General features: G+C 60.7%; 21 protein-coding genes. 12 read left to right on the plus strand and 9 right to left on the minus strand.

All coding sequences use genetic code 11. The annotated features are described in order from the left end of the window. Together Q4610_RS19040 and Q4610_RS19045 are read left to right on the plus strand one after the other, a co-directional pair. A partial coding sequence (locus Q4610_RS19040; RefSeq protein ID WP_304537451.1) for an IS3 family transposase occupies positions 1-794 on the plus strand: 794 nt, incomplete at its 5' end. A 504-nt stretch (positions 795-1,298) separates the two neighbouring features. Next, entirely contained in the window at positions 1,299-2,018 is a 720-nt protein-coding gene (locus Q4610_RS19045; protein ID WP_304537452.1) for a hypothetical protein, read from the plus strand. Positions 2,019-2,872: 854 nt separating this feature from the next. Here the strand turns inward: Q4610_RS19045 and Q4610_RS19050 are convergent. Next, positions 2,873-3,208 carry a GrlR family regulatory protein gene (locus Q4610_RS19050; protein WP_304537453.1) on the minus strand — a complete coding sequence of 112 codons (336 nt, stop codon included), beginning with the start codon at positions 3,206-3,208 and terminating at the stop codon, positions 2,873-2,875. A 495-nt stretch (positions 3,209-3,703) separates the two neighbouring features. Here Q4610_RS19050 and Q4610_RS19055 point away from each other — a divergent pair, with 495 nt between their 5' ends. The 4 genes from Q4610_RS19055 to Q4610_RS19070 all read left to right on the plus strand — a co-directional run bounded on the left by Q4610_RS19055 (position 3,704) and on the right by Q4610_RS19070 (position 9,038). After that, entirely contained in the window at positions 3,704-4,972 is a 1,269-nt protein-coding gene (locus Q4610_RS19055; RefSeq protein WP_304537454.1) for a tyrosine-type recombinase/integrase, read from the plus strand. 58 nt (positions 4,973-5,030) lie between these two features. Then, positions 5,031-5,354, plus strand: a complete 324-nt coding sequence (locus tag Q4610_RS19060) for a helix-turn-helix domain-containing transcriptional regulator (protein WP_304537455.1) — start codon at positions 5,031-5,033, stop codon at positions 5,352-5,354. Between the two features lie 181 nt (positions 5,355-5,535). Continuing rightward, positions 5,536-6,531, plus strand: coding sequence for an AAA family ATPase (locus Q4610_RS19065; protein WP_304537456.1), 996 nt, complete (start codon positions 5,536-5,538; stop codon positions 6,529-6,531). A gap of 5 nt (positions 6,532-6,536) precedes the next feature. After that, positions 6,537-9,038 carry a S8 family peptidase gene (locus tag Q4610_RS19070; RefSeq protein ID WP_304537457.1) on the plus strand — a complete coding sequence of 834 codons (2,502 nt, stop codon included), beginning with the start codon at positions 6,537-6,539 and terminating at the stop codon, positions 9,036-9,038. 77 nt (positions 9,039-9,115) lie between these two features. Here Q4610_RS19070 and Q4610_RS19075 read toward each other — a convergent pair whose 3' ends face one another. Continuing rightward, the gene (locus Q4610_RS19075; protein ID WP_304537458.1) at positions 9,116-10,000 is read right to left on the minus strand and encodes a hypothetical protein; all 885 of its coding nucleotides are present in this window, start codon (positions 9,998-10,000) and stop codon (positions 9,116-9,118) included. 57 nt (positions 10,001-10,057) lie between these two features. On the opposite strand from Q4610_RS19075, the gene Q4610_RS19080 reads away from it, so the two are divergent. Beyond that, positions 10,058-11,395: an SLC13 family permease gene (locus Q4610_RS19080; RefSeq protein WP_304537459.1), complete on the plus strand. Its 1,338-nt coding sequence runs from the start codon at positions 10,058-10,060 to the stop codon at positions 11,393-11,395. A 102-nt stretch (positions 11,396-11,497) separates the two neighbouring features. Further along, positions 11,498-12,775: a Na+/H+ antiporter NhaA gene (gene nhaA / locus Q4610_RS19085; RefSeq protein ID WP_304537460.1), complete on the plus strand. Its 1,278-nt coding sequence runs from the start codon at positions 11,498-11,500 to the stop codon at positions 12,773-12,775. A gap of 117 nt (positions 12,776-12,892) precedes the next feature. Here the strand turns inward: nhaA and Q4610_RS19090 are convergent, their stop codons facing one another. The 6 genes from Q4610_RS19090 to Q4610_RS19115 all read right to left on the minus strand — a co-directional run bounded on the left by Q4610_RS19090 (position 12,893) and on the right by Q4610_RS19115 (position 19,896). Further along, positions 12,893-14,056 (minus strand): OprO/OprP family phosphate-selective porin, encoded by a 1,164-nt coding sequence (locus Q4610_RS19090; RefSeq protein ID WP_304537461.1) that lies wholly within the window; start codon positions 14,054-14,056, stop codon positions 12,893-12,895. Continuing rightward, a complete protein-coding gene (locus Q4610_RS19095; protein ID WP_304537462.1) occupies positions 14,056-14,880 on the minus strand; it encodes an alpha/beta hydrolase family protein in 825 nt (274 codons plus the stop codon). The genes Q4610_RS19090 and Q4610_RS19095 overlap by 1 nt, the downstream gene beginning before the upstream one ends. Positions 14,881-14,884: 4 nt before the next feature. Then, on the minus strand, positions 14,885-16,630 hold the full coding sequence (locus Q4610_RS19100) for an ABC transporter transmembrane domain-containing protein (RefSeq protein ID WP_304537463.1): 1,746 nt from the start codon (positions 16,628-16,630) through the stop codon (positions 14,885-14,887). Further along, on the minus strand, positions 16,566-17,693 hold the full coding sequence (locus Q4610_RS19105) for a DUF1611 domain-containing protein (protein WP_304537464.1): 1,128 nt from the start codon (positions 17,691-17,693) through the stop codon (positions 16,566-16,568). Before Q4610_RS19105 ends, Q4610_RS19100 begins: the two co-directional genes overlap by 65 nt. Before the next feature lie 56 nt (positions 17,694-17,749). Beyond that, positions 17,750-18,358, minus strand: coding sequence for an aspartyl/asparaginyl beta-hydroxylase domain-containing protein (locus tag Q4610_RS19110; protein WP_304537465.1), 609 nt, complete (start codon positions 18,356-18,358; stop codon positions 17,750-17,752). 83 nt (positions 18,359-18,441) lie between these two features. Further along, positions 18,442-19,896 carry a S8 family serine peptidase gene (locus Q4610_RS19115; RefSeq protein ID WP_304537466.1) on the minus strand — a complete coding sequence of 485 codons (1,455 nt, stop codon included), beginning with the start codon at positions 19,894-19,896 and terminating at the stop codon, positions 18,442-18,444. 171 nt (positions 19,897-20,067) lie between these two features. On the opposite strand from Q4610_RS19115, the gene Q4610_RS19120 reads away from it, so the two are divergent. Further along, positions 20,068-20,592 carry an RNA polymerase sigma factor gene (locus Q4610_RS19120; protein ID WP_304537467.1) on the plus strand — a complete coding sequence of 175 codons (525 nt, stop codon included), beginning with the start codon at positions 20,068-20,070 and terminating at the stop codon, positions 20,590-20,592. Between the two features lie 428 nt (positions 20,593-21,020). Beyond that, on the plus strand, positions 21,021-21,296 hold the full coding sequence (locus tag Q4610_RS19125; RefSeq protein ID WP_304537468.1) for a hypothetical protein: 276 nt from the start codon (positions 21,021-21,023) through the stop codon (positions 21,294-21,296). Positions 21,297-21,369: 73 nt separating this feature from the next. On the opposite strand, the gene Q4610_RS19130 is transcribed toward Q4610_RS19125, so the two are convergent. Beyond that, on the minus strand, positions 21,370-22,395 hold the full coding sequence (locus Q4610_RS19130) for a hypothetical protein (RefSeq protein WP_304537469.1): 1,026 nt from the start codon (positions 22,393-22,395) through the stop codon (positions 21,370-21,372). Between the two features lie 350 nt (positions 22,396-22,745). Here Q4610_RS19130 and Q4610_RS19135 point away from each other — a divergent pair, with 350 nt between their 5' ends. Continuing rightward, positions 22,746-22,955, plus strand: a complete 210-nt coding sequence (locus Q4610_RS19135) for a hypothetical protein (protein ID WP_304537470.1) — start codon at positions 22,746-22,748, stop codon at positions 22,953-22,955. 114 nt (positions 22,956-23,069) lie between these two features. Beyond that, positions 23,070-23,444 carry a DUF302 domain-containing protein gene (locus tag Q4610_RS19140; RefSeq protein WP_304537471.1) on the plus strand — a complete coding sequence of 125 codons (375 nt, stop codon included), beginning with the start codon at positions 23,070-23,072 and terminating at the stop codon, positions 23,442-23,444. Positions 23,445-23,521 lie beyond the last annotated feature (77 nt).

Genomic DNA, 23,521 nt, shown 5'->3' on the forward strand with positions numbered 1-23,521 from the left:
CGTCCCGTCTCTCACCACGTGCTCAGCGTGACGAGGCGATGAAGCCAGAGGTTCGGCGCGTGTTCGACGCCAACTTCAAGGTTTATGGCGTGCGCAAGGTGTGGCGGCAGATGCAGCGTGAGGGGTTCGATATTGCCCGCTGCACGGTGGAACGGTTGATGCGTGACCTCGGCCTGCAGGGTGTGATCCGTGGCAAGCCGGTCAAGACGACGGTGAGCGACAAGGCCGCGCCCTGTCCGCTCGATCAGGTCAACCGCCAGTTCCATGCACCGGCGCCGAACATGCTGTGGGTGTCGGACTTCACTTACGTCGCGACGTGGTCGGGGTTCGTCTACGTGGCGTTCGTGATCGACGTCTACGCCCGCTATATCGTGGGCTGGCGGGTGAGCAGGACAGCGCATGCCAGCTTCGTGCTCGATGCGCTCGAACAGGCGATCCATGATCGGCGGCCCGTCCATCGTGGCGGCCTGATCCACCACAGCGACCGCGGCAGCCAGTATGTCTCGATCAAGTATACCGAGCGTCTTGCCGAGGCTGGGGTCGAGCCATCGGTCGGGAGCGTTGGCGACAGCTATGACAACGCCTTGGCCGAAACGATCAACGGTCTTTACAAGGCCGAAATGATCCACCGGCGAGGTCCGTGGCGCTCATTCGAGGCCGTGGAATACGCCACGCTCGAATGGGTCGACTGGTTCAACAACCGCCGGCTCCTCGCGCCTATCGGCAACATCCCACCTGCCGAAGCCGAGGAACGCTACTACGCCATGCTGGACGACACTCCCATGGCCGCATAACTTAAACCGAATGGCCTCCGGCAATCCCGGGGCGGTTCATTCCGCAATGCGGCTTCAACAAACGGTCTTTCTGCCATCCAACTTCCTCCCCTTATATGGACAACCGATTTGGGGAATGGTGGGCGCTCGATCAAGGTCTCTCGGGCAAGGGCTTCATCACGGGATCAATTCCGGTTCAGTCCAATGTCTCGGCTCATCAACTTCCTCTTCCACAAAGCCTCAATCTCGCCCAGGCGGCCTACGTCGTTCGTCCCAACCACCTTCAGCACGCTCACCTGGTAGTCGCTCGGGTCGCGCAAGCGAAATGGCATGGTCCAGCGGCTCCCGTTGGTCCGGCGCCCGTACATAAGGCGGGGGAAATTGCGAAGATCGCAAATCGAAAATTTGGATCGCGTCCGGTGCGAGGATCTAAATCCCGTGTATTCGGCGAGAGGCTGTGGTCGCGGGGGTCGATTCCGCCTCTTTTAACATCTTAAGAAAAAGAGAGGGCAGCCCGGCGGCCCCATGGCGCTCGTTGGTAAAATATGCGGTGCGACACCCGCGACGCCCGCGACCGCCGCATCGCTGGCGAATTTTGGCACCTATGCTAGAACCACGAATATGGACGAAAAGCTCCTAAATCTACCGTGGGAAATCCAACTGGCGCTGGGCAGCGGATATGTCGCTTATATGTTGGCGTATCTTGGGATACGCGAGCATCACAAAGCGATCGACGTTACCTTCCGCACGATCGCCTTCGGCTTGTGCGCAACGGCGGTCCTTACACTTTTGCCGGCAAGGTTCGGATGGTGGCGGGCTTCCGCCGCTATAGTGGTTGCAATTGTTGGCGGCGGCCTCTGGCGCTTCTTCCTGGCCGACGCGATGCTGTGGGTTGTCCGTAAAATCGACCTATCGTGGTCCGACGAAACACCCAGTGCTTGGTCACGAATTACCCAGCACAATCGCAAAATTTACTACTGTCAAATCACTGTCCATCTCGAAGACGACAGCGTTCTCTTCTGCAACGACACACGCCCGTTTGCGGACGCCCCGTTTGGACCATGTATCCTCGGCCCCAATGGCGACATTGCGCTATACGTCACCCACCGATGCGAGCCGGGCGCGAAGAAGTTTGTGGCCATAGACGGCATTCGCGATCAGTATCACGGCGACGAGCTTACGTTTATTCCAGCTTCGAAGGTCCGAAAGGTTAAGGTACGCCTTCTTAAGCGTCCTACCGGCTAGGCGGCGGGGGCGGAGGGGCTTCCGGCGGCGGCGGCGGCGGTGCTTTGGGTTCGCTAGACCGCTTTTCCCAGTCGTCACCCACAATCACGCATAGTTTGTGTCGCATCGCTTACCTGCTCGGCGGTGGTGGCGGCGGCGGCGGAGATGCCGGCGGGGGCGGCGCCTTCGGCTGTGTAGACGTGCCCGGATTTGGCCGATCGCGGTCAGGCATTAGCTGGCCCTTTTGCTTGGAGGTGGCGGCGGAGGCGCAGAGCTGGTGGTAGCTGGCGGAGGCTTGGGGCGAGCCGAGTCCTGGGCGATGGTCTTATTGTTCTTGGTCATGGTTTGGATTCCGGCTTCGGTGGCAGAGCTAGATGCGGCGGAAGGGGAGCTTTGGATCGAGGGGATACTGCACTTACCTTGTTCTTTGGAAGCGCCGGAAACACGGCTTTACCCGCCCCTTGCGGTCTGCATCCTAGCGCCGCAAACAAATCAGAGCTATCCGCTCTTGTTGGTTTTGCCGACAGCATGTCATTCTGTATCGCGAGACAGCGGCGATCATTAGCATTTGCCATGGCAATCATGTCGATGGTCATCCAGGTAAGTCCGAATAAACTTACGAGCGCAATCGCACTGTACACCACTTCCCAGGCAGTTCCCCATCTTTGCCTCAAGGCGAGCCAAGATCCTCCTGCGCCTATCCCTAAGCCAATACCCGCCAACGGAAACACGCCTAAATTTGCAAATCGCATTAGTGGCGACAAGAAATATGCCGTGGACGCGGCCACGATTGTGCCAGCAACCAGAAAAGCTCGAATTGCGGGATGCTCGTCGGACATTCTTTCACAATAGCATATCTGCGCCTCTATCGTCGATCAGTCTGCCAGGTGCGACAACCTCGCCTCGAACCGCACGCTCGGCACCTCTTTGGACGTGCCCCGCAGGTTAAGCCGGCCGTCGTCGATAAGGCCCGCCATCTCGATATGGATGTTCGGGTAGCCCAAGATATTCCCAATCCCGCCGGCGATTGCCCGATGCTGGGTCACGGAGAGCTGTACCGTTAGCAGGTCGCCGTCCTGCTCGTAGCTGCCGACGTAGGCCATGCCGCTGTCGCCGCCGCGCAGCCGGCCGTCTTGCATGTACGCAACGCCATAGTCGGTGCCCGATGCGGATCGAAAGGCGATCTTGTATAGGCCGTTGGGGAGAGGCATTTCTCGCTCCTTTGCCCGCACAACTTACCGCTCGCGTCAGGAGTGGACCAACTTTTATTGGCCATCTCCGGCTGTTTTGTGCGCGGCTATACCCTCGAGTAGCCCGAGAAAGTATGGCGCAAGCTGGCGGAAACGCTCACCTTGGGGCCAATTTTGCGCGCTGGCAACGCTTTGCGCTATAGCCCAGGCGATACCCGCACAGGCACTTGCAGCCTTATCTCCCCACCGGGGGAAGGCATGTAACCTACTGTTTTCTATCTATGATTTCTGGAGCGGGCGAAGGGATTCGAACCCTCGACCCCAACCTTGGCAAAACGATTCAAGCACTTTCGCCAGCCTAGCCGATTCTACGAAATAGCACGGTAAATCTGATAGTTGTTGCGGTTCACGTCGCGCCATCCTACTCTTGTTTTCGCCACGAAACGGCAAAAATTGGAGACAATACGGAGACAGAAAGCCTCGTTTCGAGCTTTGTCTCCAAATGGAGTGGTAACGATGCCGACTGCCAAGATCAATAAGCGCTCGGTCGATGCCTTCAGCGCGGACGGACAGGCGCAGGCAGTTCTGTGGGACAGCGAAATCCGGGGCTTCGGCGTCCGTGCGCTTCCGTCAGGACTCAAGACCTTCATCGTCCAGTACCGCAATGCCGAGGGCATCAAGCGGCGGATCAACCTCGGCCGATATGGGGTGATCACGGTCGAGCGCGCGCGCGATCTGGCAAAGATCAAGCTTGGAGAAGTGGCGGCGGGCGACGACCCGGCAGTGGCGGTCCACGAGGCTCGCAAGGGAATGACGGTCGCCCAGATGTGCGACTGGTACCTGACCGAGGCTCGCGCCGGGAATATTCTCGGACGCAAGAACCGGCCGATCAAGGAAACCTCGCTCAAGATGGACGAGAGCCGGATCAACACGCACATCAAGCCATTGCTTGGCAAGCGGCACGCCAAGCACCTGACGATCGCCGAAGTCGAGCAGATGCAGTCCGATGTGCGGGACGGAAAGACGGCCAAGGCGCGCGGCAGCGGACGCGGCGGCAAGGCCGCAGGCGGTCCGGGCGTCGCGGCGCGCTGCCTCGGCACGCTTCAGGCGATCCTGGGTCATGCCAAGCACAAGGGTCTGCTGACCGAGCACCCTACTCGCGGCGCGAAGAAGCTGGCCACCAACAAAAAAAACCGGCGGCTCAGTTCCGCCGAGATCGTCGCACTGGGCAAAGCGATGGCCTATGCCGAGCGCAACGGCGAGAACCCGACCGCACTTGCGGTGGTCCGCCTCCTGGCGCTGACCGGGTTCCGACGTGAGGAAGGCCAGGCAATGAAGCGCGCCTGGGCTCATGCCGAAGGAGGGTTCGTTGCCTTCCCCGATACCAAGACCGACGCCCAGGTTCGCGCGATCGGGCCGGAGGCGCTGCGGGTTGTGCTTGCGCAGGCAGAGATCGCCGGCAATCCCCATGTCTTTCCATCGTTGACGGGTGCCGGGCCGTATCAGGCCTCCAGCGCCTGCTTCATTCGCGTCTGCCGGCTGGCCGGGATCGAGGGCGCGACGCTCCACACTTTGCGCCACACCTTCGCCAGCATCGCCGGCGAGCTGGGATTCACCGAGCTGACCATCCGAGCCATGCTGGGCCACGCATCCCAGAATGTGACGCAGGACTACATCCACATTGACGAGGCGCTGAAGCTCGCCGTCCGGCGGACCTCCGACGAAATTGCCCGCCTGCTCGACGAGGGCGCGGCAGGGCTGCGGCGCGTCAATCTCGCCGCTTGATGAAGCGGTAACGTATATGTTACCATCCTGCGGCAGGTTATCCTCAAAGGGCAAAGACGTGGCGCTGACGCGGAATTTTACCGAGGCAATCAAGGCACGGGCAGCCCGCGACCCGGCTTTCGCCAGAGCCATGCTCGACGACGCTGCAACAACTTTCCTCAACGGCGAGCCGCAGATTGCGCGCCTGATCTTGCGCGACCTTGTGAACGCCTCGGTTGGGTTCGAGCAGCTGGCCGCTGAGACCAATCGGCCGAGCAAAAGCCTGCATCGCATGCTCTCTGCTCAGGGCAATCCAAGCATGGACAACGTCGCCGCCATCTTTGGCGCGGTCCGCAAGCGTCTGGGCCTGACTTTCGAAGCTCACGCAGTCGAGGCGGCATGATGCCACGTCGCACCTTGTGTGGGTCGGCCGGGCTTTCGCCAGATGAAGGTGGCACAGTCTCACCAGTGCAGGGCAGCAGGCATGCCTGGAGTGACAATGGCGCTTCTATTTTTCGGAGCCTTCACGTATCGCATAGTGCGTCGCCGATTTATCGACGCGAGGGGATGAGCGAGTAGAATAGATGTCAAACGCCAAGCAAATACTGGCGATGTTACGCAGTCGCGCCGAAGGTGACGACGCGCAATTCTATTCTATCGCCCTGCAAGTCGCGGCCTCGGAAGCACGTCAGGGTCACCGCGATACCGCAAACGAGCTCCGTTCCGCGGTCGATGCCGCGCGCGGTGCGGGCGGGGTCAAGCCGTCCATTCCCGTGTCCTTTGCCGCGCCGCGAGGCGATCTTGAAGGACTGCTCGACTATCGCGATCCCGTTGTTGATCTTCAGGATGTCATTCTGAGCTCGGCGGTGTCCGAAAGGCTCAATGCGATGCTCCTGCAGCAACGTAAACGCGATTGGCTGCGCGAGCATGCCAAGGTTCCCTCAAGAAGCCTCCTGTTCGTCGGCCCTCCCGGATCAGGCAAGACCATGACCGCCGAGGCCATCGCTGGTGAGTTGAAACTGCCGCTGTTCATCATTCGCCTCGAAACACTGATTACCCGCTACATGGGCGAGACTGCCGCGAAACTCCGTCTGGTTTTCGACGAGACCCGGCGTCGGCGCGGGGTCTATCTGTTCGATGAATTCGATGCCGTCGGCGGTCATCGCACCGCGACCAACGACGTTGCCGAAATGCGCCGTGTGCTGAACAGCTTCCTGCAGTTCATGGAAGAGAAAACGTCGACGGACAGCCCAATTATAGCAGCCACCAATCATCCTGAACTACTGGATCGGGCACTACTCCGGCGGTTTGATGACGTCCTCGAATTTGAGATGCCGACGGCCGCACAGATCCGCGCGGTCATCAAGGCCAATCTCAAACCGCTCAAATTCCTGCGCGCGGGATGGACTGCGATCGAACAGGCGGCACGCGGGCTCAGTCAGGCCGAGGTTGCTCGCGCCGCAGATGAAGTCGTGAAGACTGCGATCCTCGAGCAAAGGAATCAGACGACCACTCAAGAGGTCGTTGCCAAGCTCACTGAGCGCCAGGCCATGCGAACGGCGTTTTCAGTGAAGCGCTGAGCCCTGTGAGCGAACACAACCGACCGCACATTGATATCACTGCGCTCGCTCAGCGGCGCACATTCAAGTCGCCAAGCAGTAATGCGCGGCAGCGCGCGCTTAACAGGGTCCGCGCAGATCACGGCCTTCGCCTCATCGCGGAAATGGGCAATGCCTTTGCCGAGGCGGAGGCAGGACAGCGCGGCCTGCCCGGACAGCCCGCCGCCCTGGAGCCAGCCGCTGGGGTTTTCATCGAGGTTGAACTCAATCGGGCCGCAGGTGCCACCAACCTTGAACGGCAAAGGGAGGGGACGCGTCAAGCGGCCGAGATCGTTGATGAGAACGGAGTGCGCCGCATTGCCCTGTTCGTTCCCGATGACATGCGTGACGCTTTTTCCCAGGTCTTCGAGGATTACACAAACGGGGAACTGAGCGAGAAGGGATCGCCGCCCAAGAAGACCCGGGTCGAACCGATCGAGCACATTCGCGCGGCACGCCTGCAAAGCTTCTGGCGCGATGTTCCCGAGGCGCTGCCGGATGACCCCCAGGCGCAGATGTGGTGGGCACTCTGGTGTTTCAATGACCGCACCGACAGAGTTCTCGCCAGCGCCGCGGTGTTGGGACTGCATGTTGGAAACCCCGACACCTTCCTGCGTTTCCCGGAAACGACAGTGATCCCGGCATATGGGCGGCGCGCATCGATCGAGATGCTGTTGTTTGCAACCGCTGGAGTTTCCGAGCTTCGCCGCGCGAGCGACAATCCTTTGGTGTTCACCCGGGACCTGAAGGACGATGTGCCTGCATTTATCGATGATCTCGCAGAGCGAGTGACCTGGCCCGGCAATGACGCGCCAGCCGTCTGTCTTCTTGATACTGGGGTCAATCGCGCCCACCCCCTAATCGAGCCTGCCCTTTCTCCGGATGACCTTCTGGCGATCGAAACTGGTTGGGGCGGGGATGATCATGAACACGGCGCCGGACATGGCACCGGGATGGCCGGGCTTGCGCTGCATGGGGATCTCGTCGCACCGCTAGCCGGCAATCAGCCAATCCAGCTCAACCACCGCCTGGAATCAGTCAAGATACTGCCGCCCCCGGAATTGCCTGGCAATGATCCCCATTCCTACGGACCGATCACGCAAAGCGCTGTCCTGCTCGCCGAGATCAACAACCCTGACAGAGACCGTGTCTTCTGCATGGCGGTCACCAACGAGGGACGCAGTGGTGCTGACGCGACGGCGTGGAGCGCTGCTATCGATCAGGTGGCCGCTGGCGCGGAATCCGACGACCCTGAGAATCCACCGCCGAAACGGCTCGTACTGCTATCAGCAGGCAATATTCCCGATAATTCCGTAGCTGCCGAGATCGCTGATGCCGACGCCTTTCCGGCTGAAGACCCGTCCCAGGCGTGGAACGCTCTTACCATTGGCGGATACACCGAAAAGACCGGCATCGGCGAGGCGGGCTACGACACCTGGTCCGCGATGGCCCCGGTTGGCGCCGCCAGTCCCTACAGCCGGACGTCCTTCCTCTGGGACACCAGCCAATCTCCGTTTAAGCCCGAACTCGTTTTCGAGGCCGGGAACCGGGCGCTTAGCCCGAGCGGTGCTGAAGCGGTGGCCGGCCTCGACTCTCTATCCCTCCTTACGGCTTCTCGCCTTGTCGACCAGAAGCCGTTGGACGCATTCTGGGCAACAAGCGCAGCAACCGCTCAGGCCGCCCGAATGGCCGCCCAATTGACTGCTGCCTATCCGCAGTATTGGCCGGAAACGATCCGCGCGCTGATGGTGCATAGTGCGCGTTGGACCGGCCATATGGAACAGCAGGTCGCGCAGTGCGCGACCAAGCGTGACAAGGCTGACTGTCTCAGGCGCTTCGGCTACGGTGTTCCCGATCTCGGGCGCGCGATGGCCTCCGCTATCGATGATCTCGCATTAGTCGCACAAAGCACAATCCGTCCGTTTCGCATGGAAGGCGGAAGCGTTCGCTTCAATGAAGCCCATATCTACCAGCTTCCCTGGCCGCGGGATGTGCTCGAGCAACTCGACAACACCCGCGTCAGATTGAAAGTCGCGTTGTCCTATTTCGTGGAGCCCAATCCCAGCTTCGCGACCAATCTCGACCCAGCGCGCTACCAGTCGTTTGGCCTCCGCTTCGATCTGAAGCGCTCGCGCGAGACGCTCGGCAATTTCAACCGCCGCAACAACGCCGAAGGGTACGACCGCGACGCCCCGCGTGCCGTCAACGAAATCAACGACGGGTGGCTGTTTGGCGAAAGGCAGATTTCCTCCGGATCACTGCATGTCGATATCTGGGAAGGGCCGGCTGTCGAGCTCGCAGCCCGAAACGCGCTGTATATCCATCCGATCTCAGGATGGTGGAGAGAGCGCAAGTCGCTGGGAAGGTACGATCAAGAGGCGCGCTATTCTCTGGTGGTGAGCCTTGAGACACCAACCGTCGAAGTGGATCTCTATACCCCGGTCGCCACACTGGTGCCTGTACTTGTCGATGTCCCGATCGAAACCTGATCCACAGAATGGAAGCTGAATGACAGCCTGACTGGCGTCGGCGAGGGTTAGCGCCCGGCGATCGTTCGAATGTCCGACTATCCCCCCCACTCAGTAAGACTCTCGCCCGTGGCGGCATCTTCTAGGATCACCTGAGTGAATTCGACTGCTATGCCACAAATGGGCGGTTTGGAGGATGTATTCAGGACACAGTGAATGGGCTGGCCATCAGTAAACCCGGCAATCCGGCCAACTAGCTTTATACGAAGCCCCAGCGGCGGCGCCTGCCCTTCAGCGGCGATTTTCGCAGTGTAGGTATAGGGCCGATTGCCCCGCCGGAGTGTGCGAGGCGCATCAGGAGAGAAATACTGTACGAGGGCGAGAGAGCCATCGACGCTCCCGGATGTCACCGGTGTTGGAGCGATCCTGTTTCCGGGGTCGGTCTTCGATACTGGCGAAGGTTCCGGGACGGGGGGACATTGCTCCGCGCGGGTCCAGGGTCGTTCGATCCAGAAACCTTCGGCGGTATCATAGGCTGCCCCCGCCGCAATGCGGTTGAAAATTGGGTCATCCCCCCAGTTCTGCGGACGGAAGGTAACGCGCAATACGCGCGTTTTCGGATCAAAGCTCCATTCACCCCATTTGCCGAGAATGCCGCCGTCGCAGGCAAACGGCAGCCGAAGCTCGAAACTCCGGTTGGTCAACTGGAGATTGGATTTGGGCAACGAGTTTCCGGCGGCGACTTCGTCAGCAGCGGCAGCGGCGGCGGCGAGCAAATCGGAGCGACCAACGACAGGCAGTGGGCCGATCGTCGGGGTGTCTACGGCAGCGGAGGACTTTTCGGGTTTGGGAGCCGCCGTTTCCTCAGTGGTCGGATCGGGTTTCTGCTCGCACCCCGAGATGCCCGGCACCACGGCCGCGAGGGCCAGCGCGGCAAGAACATTTCGGCGTACTGGTCCGGCATTCCCGCGCGCGTGCATCATGGCAAAAACCTAGCATCGATTGTCCGCCTCGTCATCCGCCTGTAAGTCCTCAAGGAAATGACCCTTGAACAGATTATAACCTTGGCTGTCCTGATCGGCGTGGTGGCTGCACTCATTGCCGACCGGATGCGCGCCGACGTCGTCGCCCTCACCGGTGCCGCGATCCTGCTTGTCACCGGCGCGGTCAGGCCGAGCGAGGTCCAGGGCGCCTTCGCGAGCCCCGCGATTCTGACCCTGGCGTCGCTGTTCGTGATTGCCCATGCGCTGGAGTTGTCAGGCCTGCTCGACAAGGCGATCGACAAGGCGGTTCTGCTGTGCCGGCGCACGGGAGCGGCAGGGCTGTGGGGCCTGATTACCATGTCCGGAGTGGGGTCGGCGTTCCTCAACAACACCCCAATCGTGGTCGTGGCCGCGCCGGTCATTCGCGATGTCGCCAAGTCGATCGGCCTCGACCCTCGTCGCTTCCTGATGCCGCTGTCATACTTTGCCGTTCTGGGCGGCTGCTGCACCCTCATCGGCACGTCCACCAACTTGCTGGTTGACGACATGGCCCGTTCGTCGGGACAGGCGCCGTTCGGTCTGTTCGAAATCACGCCCGTAGGGTTCGCAATGGCGATTGCCGGAGGCATCTACCTGATGTTGTTTACCGGCCGGCTTGTCGCCAGCGGGAAAGGTGCGGACGCCCTGCCACCAGAGGATGCGGCCACATCGCTCGAGGTTGCCCGCCATCCCGTGAGCCACGTCGATCTCACGGGTGACTCCCTTGAAGACACTCGGGTCTTCGCCGAAGTCCATCCGTTTCGCCCCGCTATGGCCTTGATCTCCGTGACCGTGTTCCTGATCGTTATTGCGGTCGCGGCAGTGGATTTGGTGCCGATCGCCGCTGCCGCCTTTGCCGGCGCAGTGCTGCTCATACTCCTGCGGGTTATTTCACCGGACCAGGCCTATGCCGGCCTTAGACCTGAGATTCTGCTGCTGATTGCCGGGATGGTCGTCATCGGCATCGCCATGGAGCAGACCGGACTTGCTGCGGAAGCGACTGGGTGGATGGTTTCTTCAGTCAATGGCCTGGGACCGCTCGCAGCGCTTGTCCTGCTTTATGGGGCAACTCTGCTGCTCACCGAGCTCTTGTCCAACGCGACGGTGGCAGTCCTCCTGACGCCGGTCGCGGTTGCTTTGGCCGAGAGCCTCGCGGTCAGTCCGAGGCCCTTCCTGGTCACGATCATGATGGCGGCGAGCGCTGCCTTTGCTACGCCTTTCGGGTATCAGACCAATGTGCTGGTCTATCAGATGGGCGGCTATCGCTACACGGACTTCGTCAAGGTTGGCTTGCCGCTCAACCTGCTGACGTGGGCTGTCGCCGTACTGGCGATCCATCACTTCTTCCCATTCTGAAGTTGTGGCGAAGGGCGGCCGCTCGGACGCTCAATTCGAGCATTCAACCGGCTGCGACGAAGGTGATGAAGTGAGGCAAATGTGATTCCGGAGAAGATAACTATGAACCATGACCCTCGCTCGTCATCGGCCTTGCGCGAATTTCTGGCGAGTGAAGCCGCTGGCGGGGTCATCCTCATGATCGTGGCCGTGCTGGCGATGATCGTTGCGAACAGCTCGCTATCCGAGGCCTATTTCCATCTGCTCCACGCCCAAACCGGTCCGGTCCTGAGTGACAAACTGGGGCCGATGACCGTGCATCTGTGGATCAACGATGCCCTGATGGCGGTCTTTTTCCTGCTCGTCGGACTGGAGATAAAGCGCGAGTTCGTCGATGGCCGTCTCGTGACCTGGCAGCAGCGCCGCCTTCCGTTCATCGCCGCGCTTGGCGGCATGGCCGTGCCGGCAGCGGTATTCCTGGCCGTGACGGCGGGTTCGCGAGATCTCGCACAGGGTTGGGCGATCCCGGCAGCAACGGACATCGCGTTCGCCATAGGGGTTATGGCCCTGATCGGAAGCCGCGCGCCTACCGCGCTCAAGCTGTTCCTGACCACTGTCGCGATTGTCGACGACATGGGCGCCGTGGTGATCATCGCGCTTGCTTATACGGCCAGTATCAAAGGCGTCGCACTCCTTTCTGCCGCAGCGATCCTTGGCGGCATGATGACGATGAACCGCGCAGGTGTTCGCCATCTCGCGCCTTATCTTATCGGATTTGCCTTGTTGTGGTTCGCTGTTCTGGTGTCGGGAGTCCATGCTACAATCGCGGGCGTTCTGGCGGCTTTCACAGTGCCGGTCGTGGGAACGCCTGGTCGGCCGGATTCTCCGGACTCGCCCCTTCACAGGCTTGAGCACAGGCTGCATCCATGGTCGGCATTCCTGATCGTGCCGCTGTTCGGGTTTGCCAATGCCGGCATTTCGTTGACGGCCTTCGGACCAAGTACGCTGCTCGAGCCGCTTCCGCTTGGCATCGCTGCGGGGCTGTTCCTCGGCAAGCAGCTCGGCATCTTCTCCGCGATCTGGCTTTCGGTGAAGCTGGGCATTTCCCAGCGTCCGCGCGGCTCGACCTGGGTTCAAGTCTACGGACTGGCCGTACTGTGCGGCATCGGCTTCACGATGAGCCTGTTCATCGGCATGTTGGCCTACGCGACATCACCGGAATTAGTCGAAGAGGCAAAGCTAGGCGTTATGTCGGGCTCTTTGCTTTCAGGCTTGCTGGGTTATCTCGTCCTGCGGTTTGCAAAGCCAGCGGCGGATGCCGCGAGCGCCGAAGCGGAGATCGAAAAAGAAATCGCCGAGGATGGCGACGTCGCCGCGATCGAAACGCGCACCTGGTCGTAGGCTCTATTTCCATGTCCCCAACGACCTAGCATGCGCGACCTGGAATTGTGCGTAATGCGAAGAGTAGCGGACAACGTCTGTCTATGTGAATAATTGAGGCTGGATCTGTCCGTCGCTCTAGAATGCGATTTGGGCGCGGGTCACCGCTACGTAGACATGCTCCACCGGACCACCGATGCGTTCGCGAAACCGGCTCTGCGTCCCACTGACAAGCAAGCGGAAATTGCGTCCCAGATACAGCCCGGCAGAGACATCAACCGAGCGGGCGATGCCGCCGTCGATCGAGGCATTTTCTGCATCGAGCCACGACACTCGCGCGGCGAGTTCCAGGGCGGTCTTCTTGCGCCCAAGGTCTGGTCCGGTGAGAATACCGGCGCTGCGTGAATAGCGATAGGGCTGGCCGGTCGGAACCCAGCTCACTTGGGCATAGCCTCCGGAAAGCCGGCGGTTGCGGCCCGTCGTTTGCCGGATGTGCTGCTCGATATATTGGCCTTGCAGTGCGAGGTTGCGCGAGAAGAATGCGACCTCTGCGTTGTAACCAGTGCGCCGATCGATATTGCCCAGTTGAGGCGTACGCAGGATGCGTGGGCCAAACGTGCTGCCCGAATCTGCAACATATCGGATCGTGTCATTCGCACCGAATGAACGGCGCTCGAGCCCGACACCAAAATGGAGCTTTGTGCGCGCACGATCCACGGCAAGGACAGTGGCACGGCCGACAGCGCCGCGTCCTAGCGCAGGCGCGCGGCCTGTCGGCGTATCCATGGCATTGCCAAACCAGCCTGCACGCATCGTGAAGCGTTTTGCCGAATAGCCCGCCTGCGCACCCACAGCGAATTCCGAAGTCAGCCCCGCTGCAAGCGAGCGCTCCGGAAATGGGATGATGTTGGTGCTCTGCATGTCTTCGAGGCTGAATGGCACATTGAACTGCCCTGCCTGCAGCTGTACGCCTTTTGCTGGCCGGACCTGGGCGTAGAGGTTGCGCCATCCCCTGCTGCCGGCGAATTCTCGCTCAACGCGGACCGTTGCGATGTCCTTATAATCAATTCGCACATTCACCCGGGCACGCCGCACCTGCGCATCACTTGAGCTGCCGGTAGCACCGTCAACGGCCAGGGCATCGAGGTTCAGTTTACCTCCGAGATGAACAGTGAGGTCGCGGTCAAGAGCAGAGATTCCAACCCCCTGGTCATCGAGGACCACGACATCCTGGCCAAAGGCCGGTGAAGGCAGGGCAGGCAGGACCAGGGTAGCCACCAGGGCGGGGACAGGCTTAACCATCAATCGGCCCCCCGTGCCCCGGCAAGGTCCATCCTGCGGCCGATTACCAAAGCGAGTTCGTGCCTTTCATGTGCGGCAGTATAATCGTGGGTAAGGCCGCGCAGTTCGGTAAGGCTTACGGCAGGCAAGCCATTTCCTGCCCGTTCGCGGTTCATCTCACGCACCCAGCGGCGGGCGCGTGTCCTGCGGCCCACACCCTGCACCTCCACGACTGCCGGTGTCATGTTGAGGGCCTCCTCGATTGCCGTATCACGGCTGCCGACAACAACGTGGTGGGGCACGCTCCTCCAATCGGGGTGTACCGACATCCCCGCAGGCCCCAGATTATCCGCGATGCCGAAAGGGAACGCCATTTGCGGATCGGGAAAGGTGTACCAACCGGCCGAGCAACTGACGCAGCTTGCAACGAGATCGGCGTGATAGAAAGCAAAGCGATGCGCAAACTGGGCGCCGCCGGAAAAGCCGGTGATATGTATCTTTGAGGTCCTGATTCCGCTGCGCCGCCGCACGTCGGACAGGATGTCAATCAGCGCCAGGTCAGAGCGGATGCCGGTCCTGCTGTCCTCCAACTGTTGGTAACGGGGATAGAGCTTCTTGCGGAAACATGGGGCAATAACGGCTGCACCGACCGCTTCGGCCAGGCTTCGCATGCGTACCATATGCTCGGCCGCATTCATCGAAATCCCGTGCACCGAAACAATGATGGGCGAAGCCGCATCAAGCCCTGCCGGAAAATGGTAGAAGTACTCGCGCTGGACAGGTCCAGGAATTGTACGAAAGCCGGATTTGGCGGCGTCCAGGGCGTGAATTGGCTGATGGATCATTGCATTACGCCTTGAGAATAGATGGAAGTGGAAGCACGCTCGCAGGACGCAAGGCTGGCGCGGGACCTTCCTCGATCCCACTAGGGGTCAGCGTCCAGACGCGGTTGGCAATCGCCCGGATTTCCGGGCGCCGGCTGACCAGAATCACAACGCCGGGATGATCGCGAAGCAGTGAAGCCACCTGTTGCAGTGCGCTGTCATCGAAGCCGTCGAACAGGTCGTCGAGGATCAGGAGACGCGGATTTCCAGCCATGGCGCGAACGATTTGTATCGCCTGGATTTGCGCTTCTGGCAGCTGTTGGCCGCCGTCGTTGAGCCTTAGCGGGACAATGCCACCGTCTGCGGTGACATAGTGAGAGAGGCCAGTGGCCTTCATCAAGTCCGTCAGATCTTGCAGATCCATTGGCGGGCGCAGCCGATACTGCAAATTGGCTGCAAGCGTTGCCTGAAGCAACGGAGCCGCCTTGCCCGCAAAGCCGACAGCCTCGCGCCGAAGCTTCTGCGGCAGGCGGGTAGCGGCAAAGCCAATCGCAAGGATAAGGCCCGCAAACGGAGGTTGAAAACCGGCAATTGCAGCCAGTAGGGTCGACTTGCCGCAGCCAGCCTCGCCATCGACAAGAATGATATCGCCTGCCTTGGCGATCGTTGAAAATGGCAAAGCGCCGGTATCAGTTTTGAGCCCCTGGACACTCAGAATGGGTGCCTTGGCAGTTTTTGCGCGGCGTTTGCTGTCCACCCGCTGCATAAGCATCGGTTTGACCTCGTTCAGTCGGGTTTCCAGCCTTTGGCGCGAAATGTGCGCCGGTATTGCCAATTCGCAAGACCGGACGAGATCGCCGATGCATCCGCCCAGCAATCCGACCAAAGTCATCGAGCCGACGACCCTGTGAATTTCCATTGCTCCATTTCCGGCCAGAACAGTGGCGACAAGAAGCGTCACAAGCGTACCGGCCAGATGCGCGCTTGCGGCAATGGCGCGCATTGCGCCTGACCAGCGAGCACGGATCAATGCCGCCTTGTTCATCCGCGCGATGCGCCTGTCGATCTGACGCAATTCCCGTTGCAGTCCACCCAGAGCAAAAACGGAATGAGCGCTGGCAACTCGATCGGAAATCAGTCCGGTCATCGCGCCGCGCTCGCGGCGCTGGCTGCTGGTCGCGCGTCCGTATGGGATCGCCAGGAAGGCAATCAGGCAGAGCGCTCCCAAAACAAGCCCTCCAAGCGCAAGTGCCAACACCGGTTCATGCCAACCCAGATAGAGGCACAGGCCAATTGCGATGACGGTCGAAGATGTTCCCCGCGCCACCCCGTCAGCCCACCATTGGCGCAGGGCGGTCAGATCGCCGACGAACGGCAGCAGTACATTTCCCCGGCTGCGCGAACGGCCTCCCCGATAGGGCCGCCGAAGTAGGCGCTCGAAGAGAACCATGCGGACGGTATGGGCATAGTCGAGCCCCAGCGCCTCGGTTGTCCAACGGCGTCCGAATTCGGCCGAGCCAATCGCCAGGACCGCACCGACCAGGGTTGCAACCGCGAACCTGTCCAGCACTGCTGCCCGTGACAGCCCCGCAAACAGCTTGCTCACCGCGTCTGCAGCTGCGACCCCGAAGGCGACCTGAGCAAAAGACAACAGCAAGAGAACGGCGAACAGGAACCTGCGCCTGCCGGTGAAAAACGACGGCATATCAGGCGGCGCTGGCGAGAAGAGTTTCTCCGAAACAGAAGCGCGGCGCGATTTGCGGATCGCCAAGCTCGCTTAATGTCGCAACGGGCAGCCCGGTTGCGCAGGCGGCTTCGCGGAGTCCGAGCGGCGACGAGCCGACACAGCCAGCGATCAAAGAAATGGGCAAGCCCTTGGCCGCAAGCCATTGATACCCGAACGCTGCGCCCATGGCATCACCGGCAGCGAGAATGACCTTGTCGATGGCTCCCGCAAAGCGAGGTTCCTGAAGCAAGGCGGATGTTTCCGTTTGAAATAGCCCGTCCGCGACCTCGATCACCGCTACGTCATTGCCTTGGCTGACTGCAGCAATCAGGTTCAAGCTGTCTTCGATGAGCTGCGGGATCGGCACGCCGGCGGTGGTGCCATGGCCAGCATCGGTGAAGTCAAGCGCGACCCGCGCACCTGCATCCACCATTGACCAGATGTCCCCACCAGAACCGGTTCCGGTAACCTTGGCCGCGCCAACCTTCAGGCCAGCCCGGTTGAGCCCGTGGATCAGCGTCGCTGCGGTCGTCGTCTTCCCGGCATTCATCGAGGTGCCGACAATGACGATGACCTTGCAGAGCGGGTTGATCTGCGTAGCGGCGATTTTGGAATAGCTGCTCACATTAAGGATCATGTCACCTTCGCCCGCCAGCAAACCGATCGGCTCGATGCGAGTGGGGTTTTTCATCTTGTGATGCTTGGCCTTCATGATCGCGGCAATACCGCCGCCGGCCACGAGATCGCAGGGATCTAGGGTTTCAGGAACAACGGCATCAAATTGATCGGGAGCATATCGATTGCCGTAGACCACGACGATCTCGTCACCGGGATACAACGCTTCCCGCCGCCCCGCAGGGCTTTCCAGACGTGGATGCTGGCCAATCGCCACGACGCGGGCAAGTACGAGATCCCCTGCAGTTGGCGCGGAGCTTCGGTCAAGTGAGCGGACGTCGGCGAAGCTGACATTGCGCGTGGTGAATGCGCGACGCGCTGCCGCAAGGCGGCGCTCTATGGCAGATCCTGCCATGCGCTCGGCATCTGGAACGAGATTGGCGGATGACGTCGAAGCGTCGGCCTGAAAATGGTGGTTGGTCTCGACGAACATGTGGGTCTCCCGGCGTCACGATCAATTGGTTCAGACATTACGTTCGCGATGCCTGGTTATTCCGCACCGATCAGATTTTTATCGTCGCGGAGTGGGAGCGGCTTAAGGTCGAAGATGAAGTGGATGCGGTCGCCAGAACCACCGTTATAGGCTTCGTGCACCGCCTTGTTGTCGAAACGCCAGAGCTCGCCGGTGCGCATTTCCAGCTGTTCCTCGCCAGCTTTTAGCCAACTGCCCTCTTGCCCCTGAAGGATCAGGTGGAAGCGATCGCGCTGCGCGTAATATTCACCGCGATCGATATGTGGATAGACCCGGTGACCGGCAGGCAGGCACACAATCTTTGCACGAGCCAGTTCGCCGCCATACTCCAAGGCGAAGCTCTCCAGAAAGGCTGTCGTATAAGGGAACAAGCGTGCGGTGCTGGTATAGCGGGACTCATGGACGTCACGCCGCTCGCGACTTCCGATGGCCGATTTGCGAAGCCCTCGTATGGCGATCACCCTTGCTTCCCGTTGCACCTTGATCTTGTCCTGGCGACCGGTGGCAATGTCCCAGGGATTCTCGAGGCGATCGATTTCGGCAAGGAAAGGTGCCGGATCGACGGATGGCTTGATCAGTTCGAAATTCACGAGCGCGGTGCGCTCGGCAACGAGTTGGGACATCATATTCTCCCGCTGAAGGCTGTTCGCCGGCGAAGTGCGGCGCTGCCACAACGAGAGTTCGTGCAAATTATTCCTGTAGGACTGACTTAATCCACGAATCCATGGCCGTAGATTTCATCAAATCCGGCGGGACCCAGGTCACGCGCAGAATTTCGCAGCCGGTCCCTGCAGGATACGGCTGTCGCGCCTTCGGCACGGCATCGCGCAATCCATCCAGCAACGTGCGGAGTGGCAAAGGACGTGCCATTGAACGAAGCAACGCCGCCCGCAGATCTCGCCGCCACGACATCCACGCCTCGGGCAGCCACGACAATGTAGCGACCGCGATTGGCGTATCGGTAGATGCGCATGTCGCGGTCAACCGCAGTCACCGCAACCACGCCCGGGACTGCGGCCGGATAGGCTGGTGGCGCTGTCGGGCCGCCGTTGCCTGCGGCCGCTACGATTTGATAGCCTCTGCCCTGAGCGCCCTGAATGAGGCGGTCGAGAACAGCATTGCGCGGCCCGGCCAGGCTCATGTTAACGGTCATTACCCTGCTGGCGATCATCCATTCCAGTGCTTGCGCGATAACGTCGGCAGAAGTGTATGGCCGATTGGCCGGACCTCGAAATATGTTGGCCGAGTAGATTGTCGACGATCCTTCCCCGGCCAGGAGCGAAGCGACTGCCGTTCCGTGTTCGAAGGGGGCAGCGGCAAGGTTGCCGGCAGCCCACGGAATGACCCGCGCCGATGATAGCGCTGGATGACGCCCGACAGCCGTATCGATCATGCCAATTGTCAGCGATCCCTGACGATGCGTGATTGGCCGCTGCGATGCCAGGCGCTTGCCGTGGGAACCGGCAGTCAGGTTCAAACCGTAATAGTGGACAAGATCGACCACGGCCGCAGGATCAATCTGGCGCAACTGGTCACGCGCCATGACCGAGGTCTTGCCTTCGGGAGCAGCCAATCGAACGATTTCGCGATCAAGACCTTCGAATTTCCGACGCTCGATCAAGCGAAATCCGCGAGCCTGCGCTGTGGCAAGCGTCTCCGGCGACAAATCCATCGCGACGACCTCACCCCGGCGCACCGGAAAACCGGCTTCATCATGCTCGGCACCTTCGGCCAGCCCAAGATCGCGGATTTCGCGGCTGCTTCCGTGGCCACTATTGTCCTCTGCAGCGTCCTCGGCGCGTTCTGCAAGATCTTCGGCTGCATCCTCGGCTTCCTTCGCCGACTCCTCTGCGAAATCTTCGGATATCTTGGCGCGCTCCTCTGCCAGCTTGCCTTCCTCGCGAACCCTGTCGGCATCCAGTTTGGCAAGGTCTTCGGCAGCCCGGGCGGGTTCCCTGATCGCCCGTTCTTCTATTCTGGTGCGTTCCTCGGCATATCGGCCCGCAATTTCGTTCGCCCGTTCGGCGGCTCGCTGCAGATCCCGATCCAGTCGCTCCTGCGCCCGCGAACCATCCGGCACATCTTGAGGATCTCGGGCCAAACCGGGAACTGACAGAGACGCTGCCAAGGTCAGTGCCGCAACGGCGAAGGAGTAGCGAACCATGAACTATCCTGTCGTCAATCTTCCGTTCGGCGAGACTATTCCACGCCGACTGATTATAGAACGTCGATCAGAGGGCGTTATTCCCACAAGAGCCGTGGAGAGGCACTGTAACATAAATTCAGAATGATGCGGAATATCGCAGCAAGAGGGTCGTTATGACGGAGTTACGGGATGCCTGACGGCACGACAGCTACGGAATCGATGCGGGCGGCAATCATTGCCGCTCTGCCGCGACTGCGTCGCTTCTGCCATGCCATGGCTTCCAGTCCCGCCGACGGAGACGACCTGATGCAATCGACTGTCGAGAAGGCCCTGACCCACTGCGACCAATTTCGAGCAGGCAGCCGCGTTGATAGCTGGATGTATCGCATTGCCCAAAACCTTCACATTGATCGGTCACGTGCCACGCGGCGGCGAGGCACAGTGGTGCCGGTAGAGGATGCCTACGATCTGGTAGGTGACGACGGCCGTGCAACGGTTGAATCGCGTTCGGAACTCGCGGCGGCCCAGCATGCATTGTCGACAGTGCCAGAGGACCAGCGCGCAGCATTCGTCCTCGTGGTTGTCGAAGGCCTTAGCTACAAAGAGGCTGCAGAAGCGCTGGAGGTTCCCATAGGGACGATCATGAGCCGCATTGCGCGAGCCCGGGGCCGGATTGAACGCGCCCTCGGCGGCGACATAGGGGCGCTACAATGACCGACGAGACAGAAGAACGGCTTGCCGCATTCTTGGACGGTGCGATGAGCACAGCCGAAGCCGCAGAGTTTGAGGCCCGCCTCTCGTCGGACCCGGAACTTGCCGCCAGAGCGGAGCGCTGGCTTGCGAACGATCGCAGGATTGCGGCTGCATTTGCGCCGATAGCGCTTGCGCCGGTACCCTCGGAGTTACTGCAAACCATGGGACTTGGCGAGCCGACTCCCGTGGCTTCCGCACCCAGTGCGGCCAACGACAATCCTCCTTGGTGGCGGCGCCATGCGCTTCCACTCGGCGGGGCGGTGGCCGCCAGTTTAGTTGCTATCCTGCTGTTAGCGCCCCCAAGCACCCAAGCGCCTAAGCGTGACCTTTCGTTCGCACTGGAAACCGGTCGCTCACTGACCCCGGTGCGACTCGCGGATGGGAGTTCGGTGACCCCTACACTTACGGTCAAGGCTGCGGATGGTCGCTGGTGCCGGGAGTATCGCCGGTCCTCGACGGTAGGTCTTGCCTGCCGTGAGGCGGGGCGCTGGAAGGTGGAGGCGCAGGGCGCGGGCAGTGGACCTGCCGACGGCAGCGAAATCGCCGTAGCATCAGGTGCCGATGGTTCTGCACTGGACGCAGGATTTGCCCGCCTCGGTGCTTCTGATCCCGTCAATGGGAATGACGAGGCAGCGTTGATCAGAGACGGCTGGCCCGCTCGCTAAGCGTGACAATCTGACAGCAAAGGCCCGCCCCGATCAAATCGAGGCGGGCCTTTTGCCCTTCATGCGGAATAGGTCAGTTGAGGCGATAACTCAGCGACAGGCCACCGGCAAAATTCGTGCTGTTGGTGGTAAAACCGGTCGAGGCAAAGACTTGCATGCGCAGCTTTCGCGTCAATCCAAAATTGACCCATCCGGTCACTTCACTGCTCGGGCCGTTGCTCGCACTTGACGACTGCTGCCAATCATAGTCTGCGCCGATGACCGTTCCGCCGGCAAGACGGTAGCTGGCGCCACCACCGACGCCCCAGGTGTCGCGCAGCGTCGATCCTACCGGCTTGCCCATGAATTTGCGGCGCCCGCCAACATAGACCGTTGCACGCCCGATATCTTGAACCAGATCACCACCAACCGTAAAATCGACCTTACCAGTGCCGAGACGCTTGGCCGTTGAAGCTGTCGGCACCTTCATGCGGCCGGACAAATCGAAGTAAGTCGATTCTCCAAGGTTGAACGAATAACCCAGTGTGACGGCAATATCGCCGATGCCGCTGCGGCGATTGTTTGCTGCCCCAGGGACACCAACGACCGCGCCGCCCCCCGTAACAGTATCGCTGCCCGAGGGGGAATCGTCCGATCCGCCGGAATGCGAACTGCCCGACCCACCCGACCCGGACCCACCACTCGAGCCGGAGGACCCTGACGAGCCCGAACCGCTGTTCGAGCCTGAAGATCCAGATCCACTGTTTGAACTCGATGAGCCGGATCCGGAATTTCCTGAGCTGCCGCCATTGTCATCGAAGCCGCTATCGTCGCCGAACCCGGCGTCTCGACCCTGCGGCGTGTCGAGAAGACTGCCTGGGCCGTCGATATGAACATAGGGAATGGAGACGCGCACGGAAAAGCCGCCACGCCTGTATTTCACGGCCATCGGCGCAGAGACCACCTTTGTGTCCTGCGCCTCACCATAGTCGCCTTGCGAATAGTTGACGCCGGTGCTGATGCGCCATGTGCCGGGATCCGACTGCCCACTATCTTTTTGTTCATCGGCATAAGCTGCCGCCGGAAAAACCAGAAGGGCTGCGCCCGCCAGTCGAGCCATATGAATGCCGTATCTCATCATCCCCCCAAAACCTTTCGAGCCGCCAATCGCTTGATGGCACAGAAACTGGAAGCCTGGTCAGCCAGAGCCACCAGTAGTCCAACAACGTCCAGTCGCGCGGCCTATTCCCCAAATCGATTACAAAGTGAAGAAATTTGCGGTCTTTTCTCTGCGTTCAAATCGAACGGGAATAGATCGGCCATCGCATCGTTGTGGCTGTCGTTCACGAAACTGTGGACCCGCAAACGGGAGATTTCCAATGCGAACTTTCATCAGGAACTCACTGGCCACGGCGGTGGTCCTTGCCAGCCTCGCAACTTCTGGTCCGGCGTTTGCACGGCGCGGTGCTGATGATCCGGCCGATCATGTTCGCCAGTGCCGCGGCTGTGACGATGCACCCGGCGACGTGCGTCGCGGCCGCGGCGCAGATGATGGGCCAGGTGATGTTCGTCGTGGTCGCGGGTCAGACGATGCACCCGGTGATGACAGGGGGCGCGGTCGTGGGCGCGGCACAGATGACGCTCCGGGCCATCGATAGATTGACTACACGATCCTCATGATGGCCAAGAGCACCCCGTCGCGGTGTTGGCCGTGGCGGCCGAGCGGAAATGTCAGTGAAGCGTAAGGATCATCCATGCCATACTACATTGCCGTGACATCGCCCTTGCCTTTTGATGACGCCATCATGCGCGCGGAGGCGGCTCTTCAAGCCGAAAGGCTTCGGCATCATCAGCAGGATCGACATCCAGCAGACCTTCAAGTCGAAGATCGAAGTCGATTTCCGGCCCTATGTGATCCTCGGGGCATGCAACCCGCGCCTGGCACGTGAGGCATTGCAACTGGAGGACAAGGTCGGCCTGATGTTGCCATGCAACGTCAGCGTGCAGCAAATACGTGCGGGCGAAGTTGAAGTGGCCGCGATCGATCCGGTTGCGTCGATGCAAGCCATCGACAATCCCGACTTGAAAGAAGCCGCGATGGTCGTGCGTGACAAGCTCTCGCGGGCGATTGAATCCCTGGCGCAAACCGCACCAACACAAATGCGCTGACCTGGCGGTAGGGCCTATCGCGCTGGCATGCTAGGTACCTGCCAGGCGCCGCTTGACTGCTGGCTAGATGACTCCAG

Source organism: Sphingobium cyanobacteriorum (assembly GCF_030580935.1).
Classification (GTDB): Bacteria; Pseudomonadota; Alphaproteobacteria; order Sphingomonadales; family Sphingomonadaceae; genus Sphingobium; species Sphingobium cyanobacteriorum.

Excerpts from the sequence above, each read along its gene's own strand:
- Q4610_RS19120 (WP_304537467.1), top strand. The coding sequence starts at position 20,068 with ATGCCTGACGGCACGACAGCTACGGAATCGATGCGGGCGGCAATCATT.
- Q4610_RS19090 (WP_304537461.1), bottom strand. The coding sequence starts at position 14,056 with ATGGTTAAGCCTGTCCCCGCCCTGGTGGCTACCCTGGTCCTGCCTGCC.
- Q4610_RS19115 (WP_304537466.1), bottom strand. The coding sequence starts at position 19,896 with ATGGTTCGCTACTCCTTCGCCGTTGCGGCACTGACCTTGGCAGCGTCT.
- Q4610_RS19105 (WP_304537464.1), bottom strand. The coding sequence starts at position 17,693 with ATGTTCGTCGAGACCAACCACCATTTTCAGGCCGACGCTTCGACGTCA.
- Q4610_RS19065 (WP_304537456.1), top strand. The coding sequence starts at position 5,536 with ATGTCAAACGCCAAGCAAATACTGGCGATGTTACGCAGTCGCGCCGAA.
- Q4610_RS19050 (WP_304537453.1), bottom strand. The coding sequence starts at position 3,208 with ATGCCTCTCCCCAACGGCCTATACAAGATCGCCTTTCGATCCGCATCG.
- Q4610_RS19045 (WP_304537452.1), top strand. The coding sequence starts at position 1,299 with ATGGCGCTCGTTGGTAAAATATGCGGTGCGACACCCGCGACGCCCGCG.
- nhaA (WP_304537460.1), top strand. The coding sequence starts at position 11,498 with ATGAACCATGACCCTCGCTCGTCATCGGCCTTGCGCGAATTTCTGGCG.
- Q4610_RS19095 (WP_304537462.1), bottom strand. The coding sequence starts at position 14,880 with ATGATCCATCAGCCAATTCACGCCCTGGACGCCGCCAAATCCGGCTTT.
- Q4610_RS19055 (WP_304537454.1), top strand. The coding sequence starts at position 3,704 with ATGCCGACTGCCAAGATCAATAAGCGCTCGGTCGATGCCTTCAGCGCG.
- Q4610_RS19140 (WP_304537471.1), top strand. The coding sequence starts at position 23,070 with ATGACGCCATCATGCGCGCGGAGGCGGCTCTTCAAGCCGAAAGGCTTC.
- Q4610_RS19130 (WP_304537469.1), bottom strand. The coding sequence starts at position 22,395 with ATGGCTCGACTGGCGGGCGCAGCCCTTCTGGTTTTTCCGGCGGCAGCT.
- Q4610_RS19135 (WP_304537470.1), top strand. The coding sequence starts at position 22,746 with ATGATCCGGCCGATCATGTTCGCCAGTGCCGCGGCTGTGACGATGCAC.
- Q4610_RS19075 (WP_304537458.1), bottom strand. The coding sequence starts at position 10,000 with ATGATGCACGCGCGCGGGAATGCCGGACCAGTACGCCGAAATGTTCTT.
- Q4610_RS19110 (WP_304537465.1), bottom strand. The coding sequence starts at position 18,358 with ATGATGTCCCAACTCGTTGCCGAGCGCACCGCGCTCGTGAATTTCGAA.
- Q4610_RS19080 (WP_304537459.1), top strand. The coding sequence starts at position 10,058 with ATGACCCTTGAACAGATTATAACCTTGGCTGTCCTGATCGGCGTGGTG.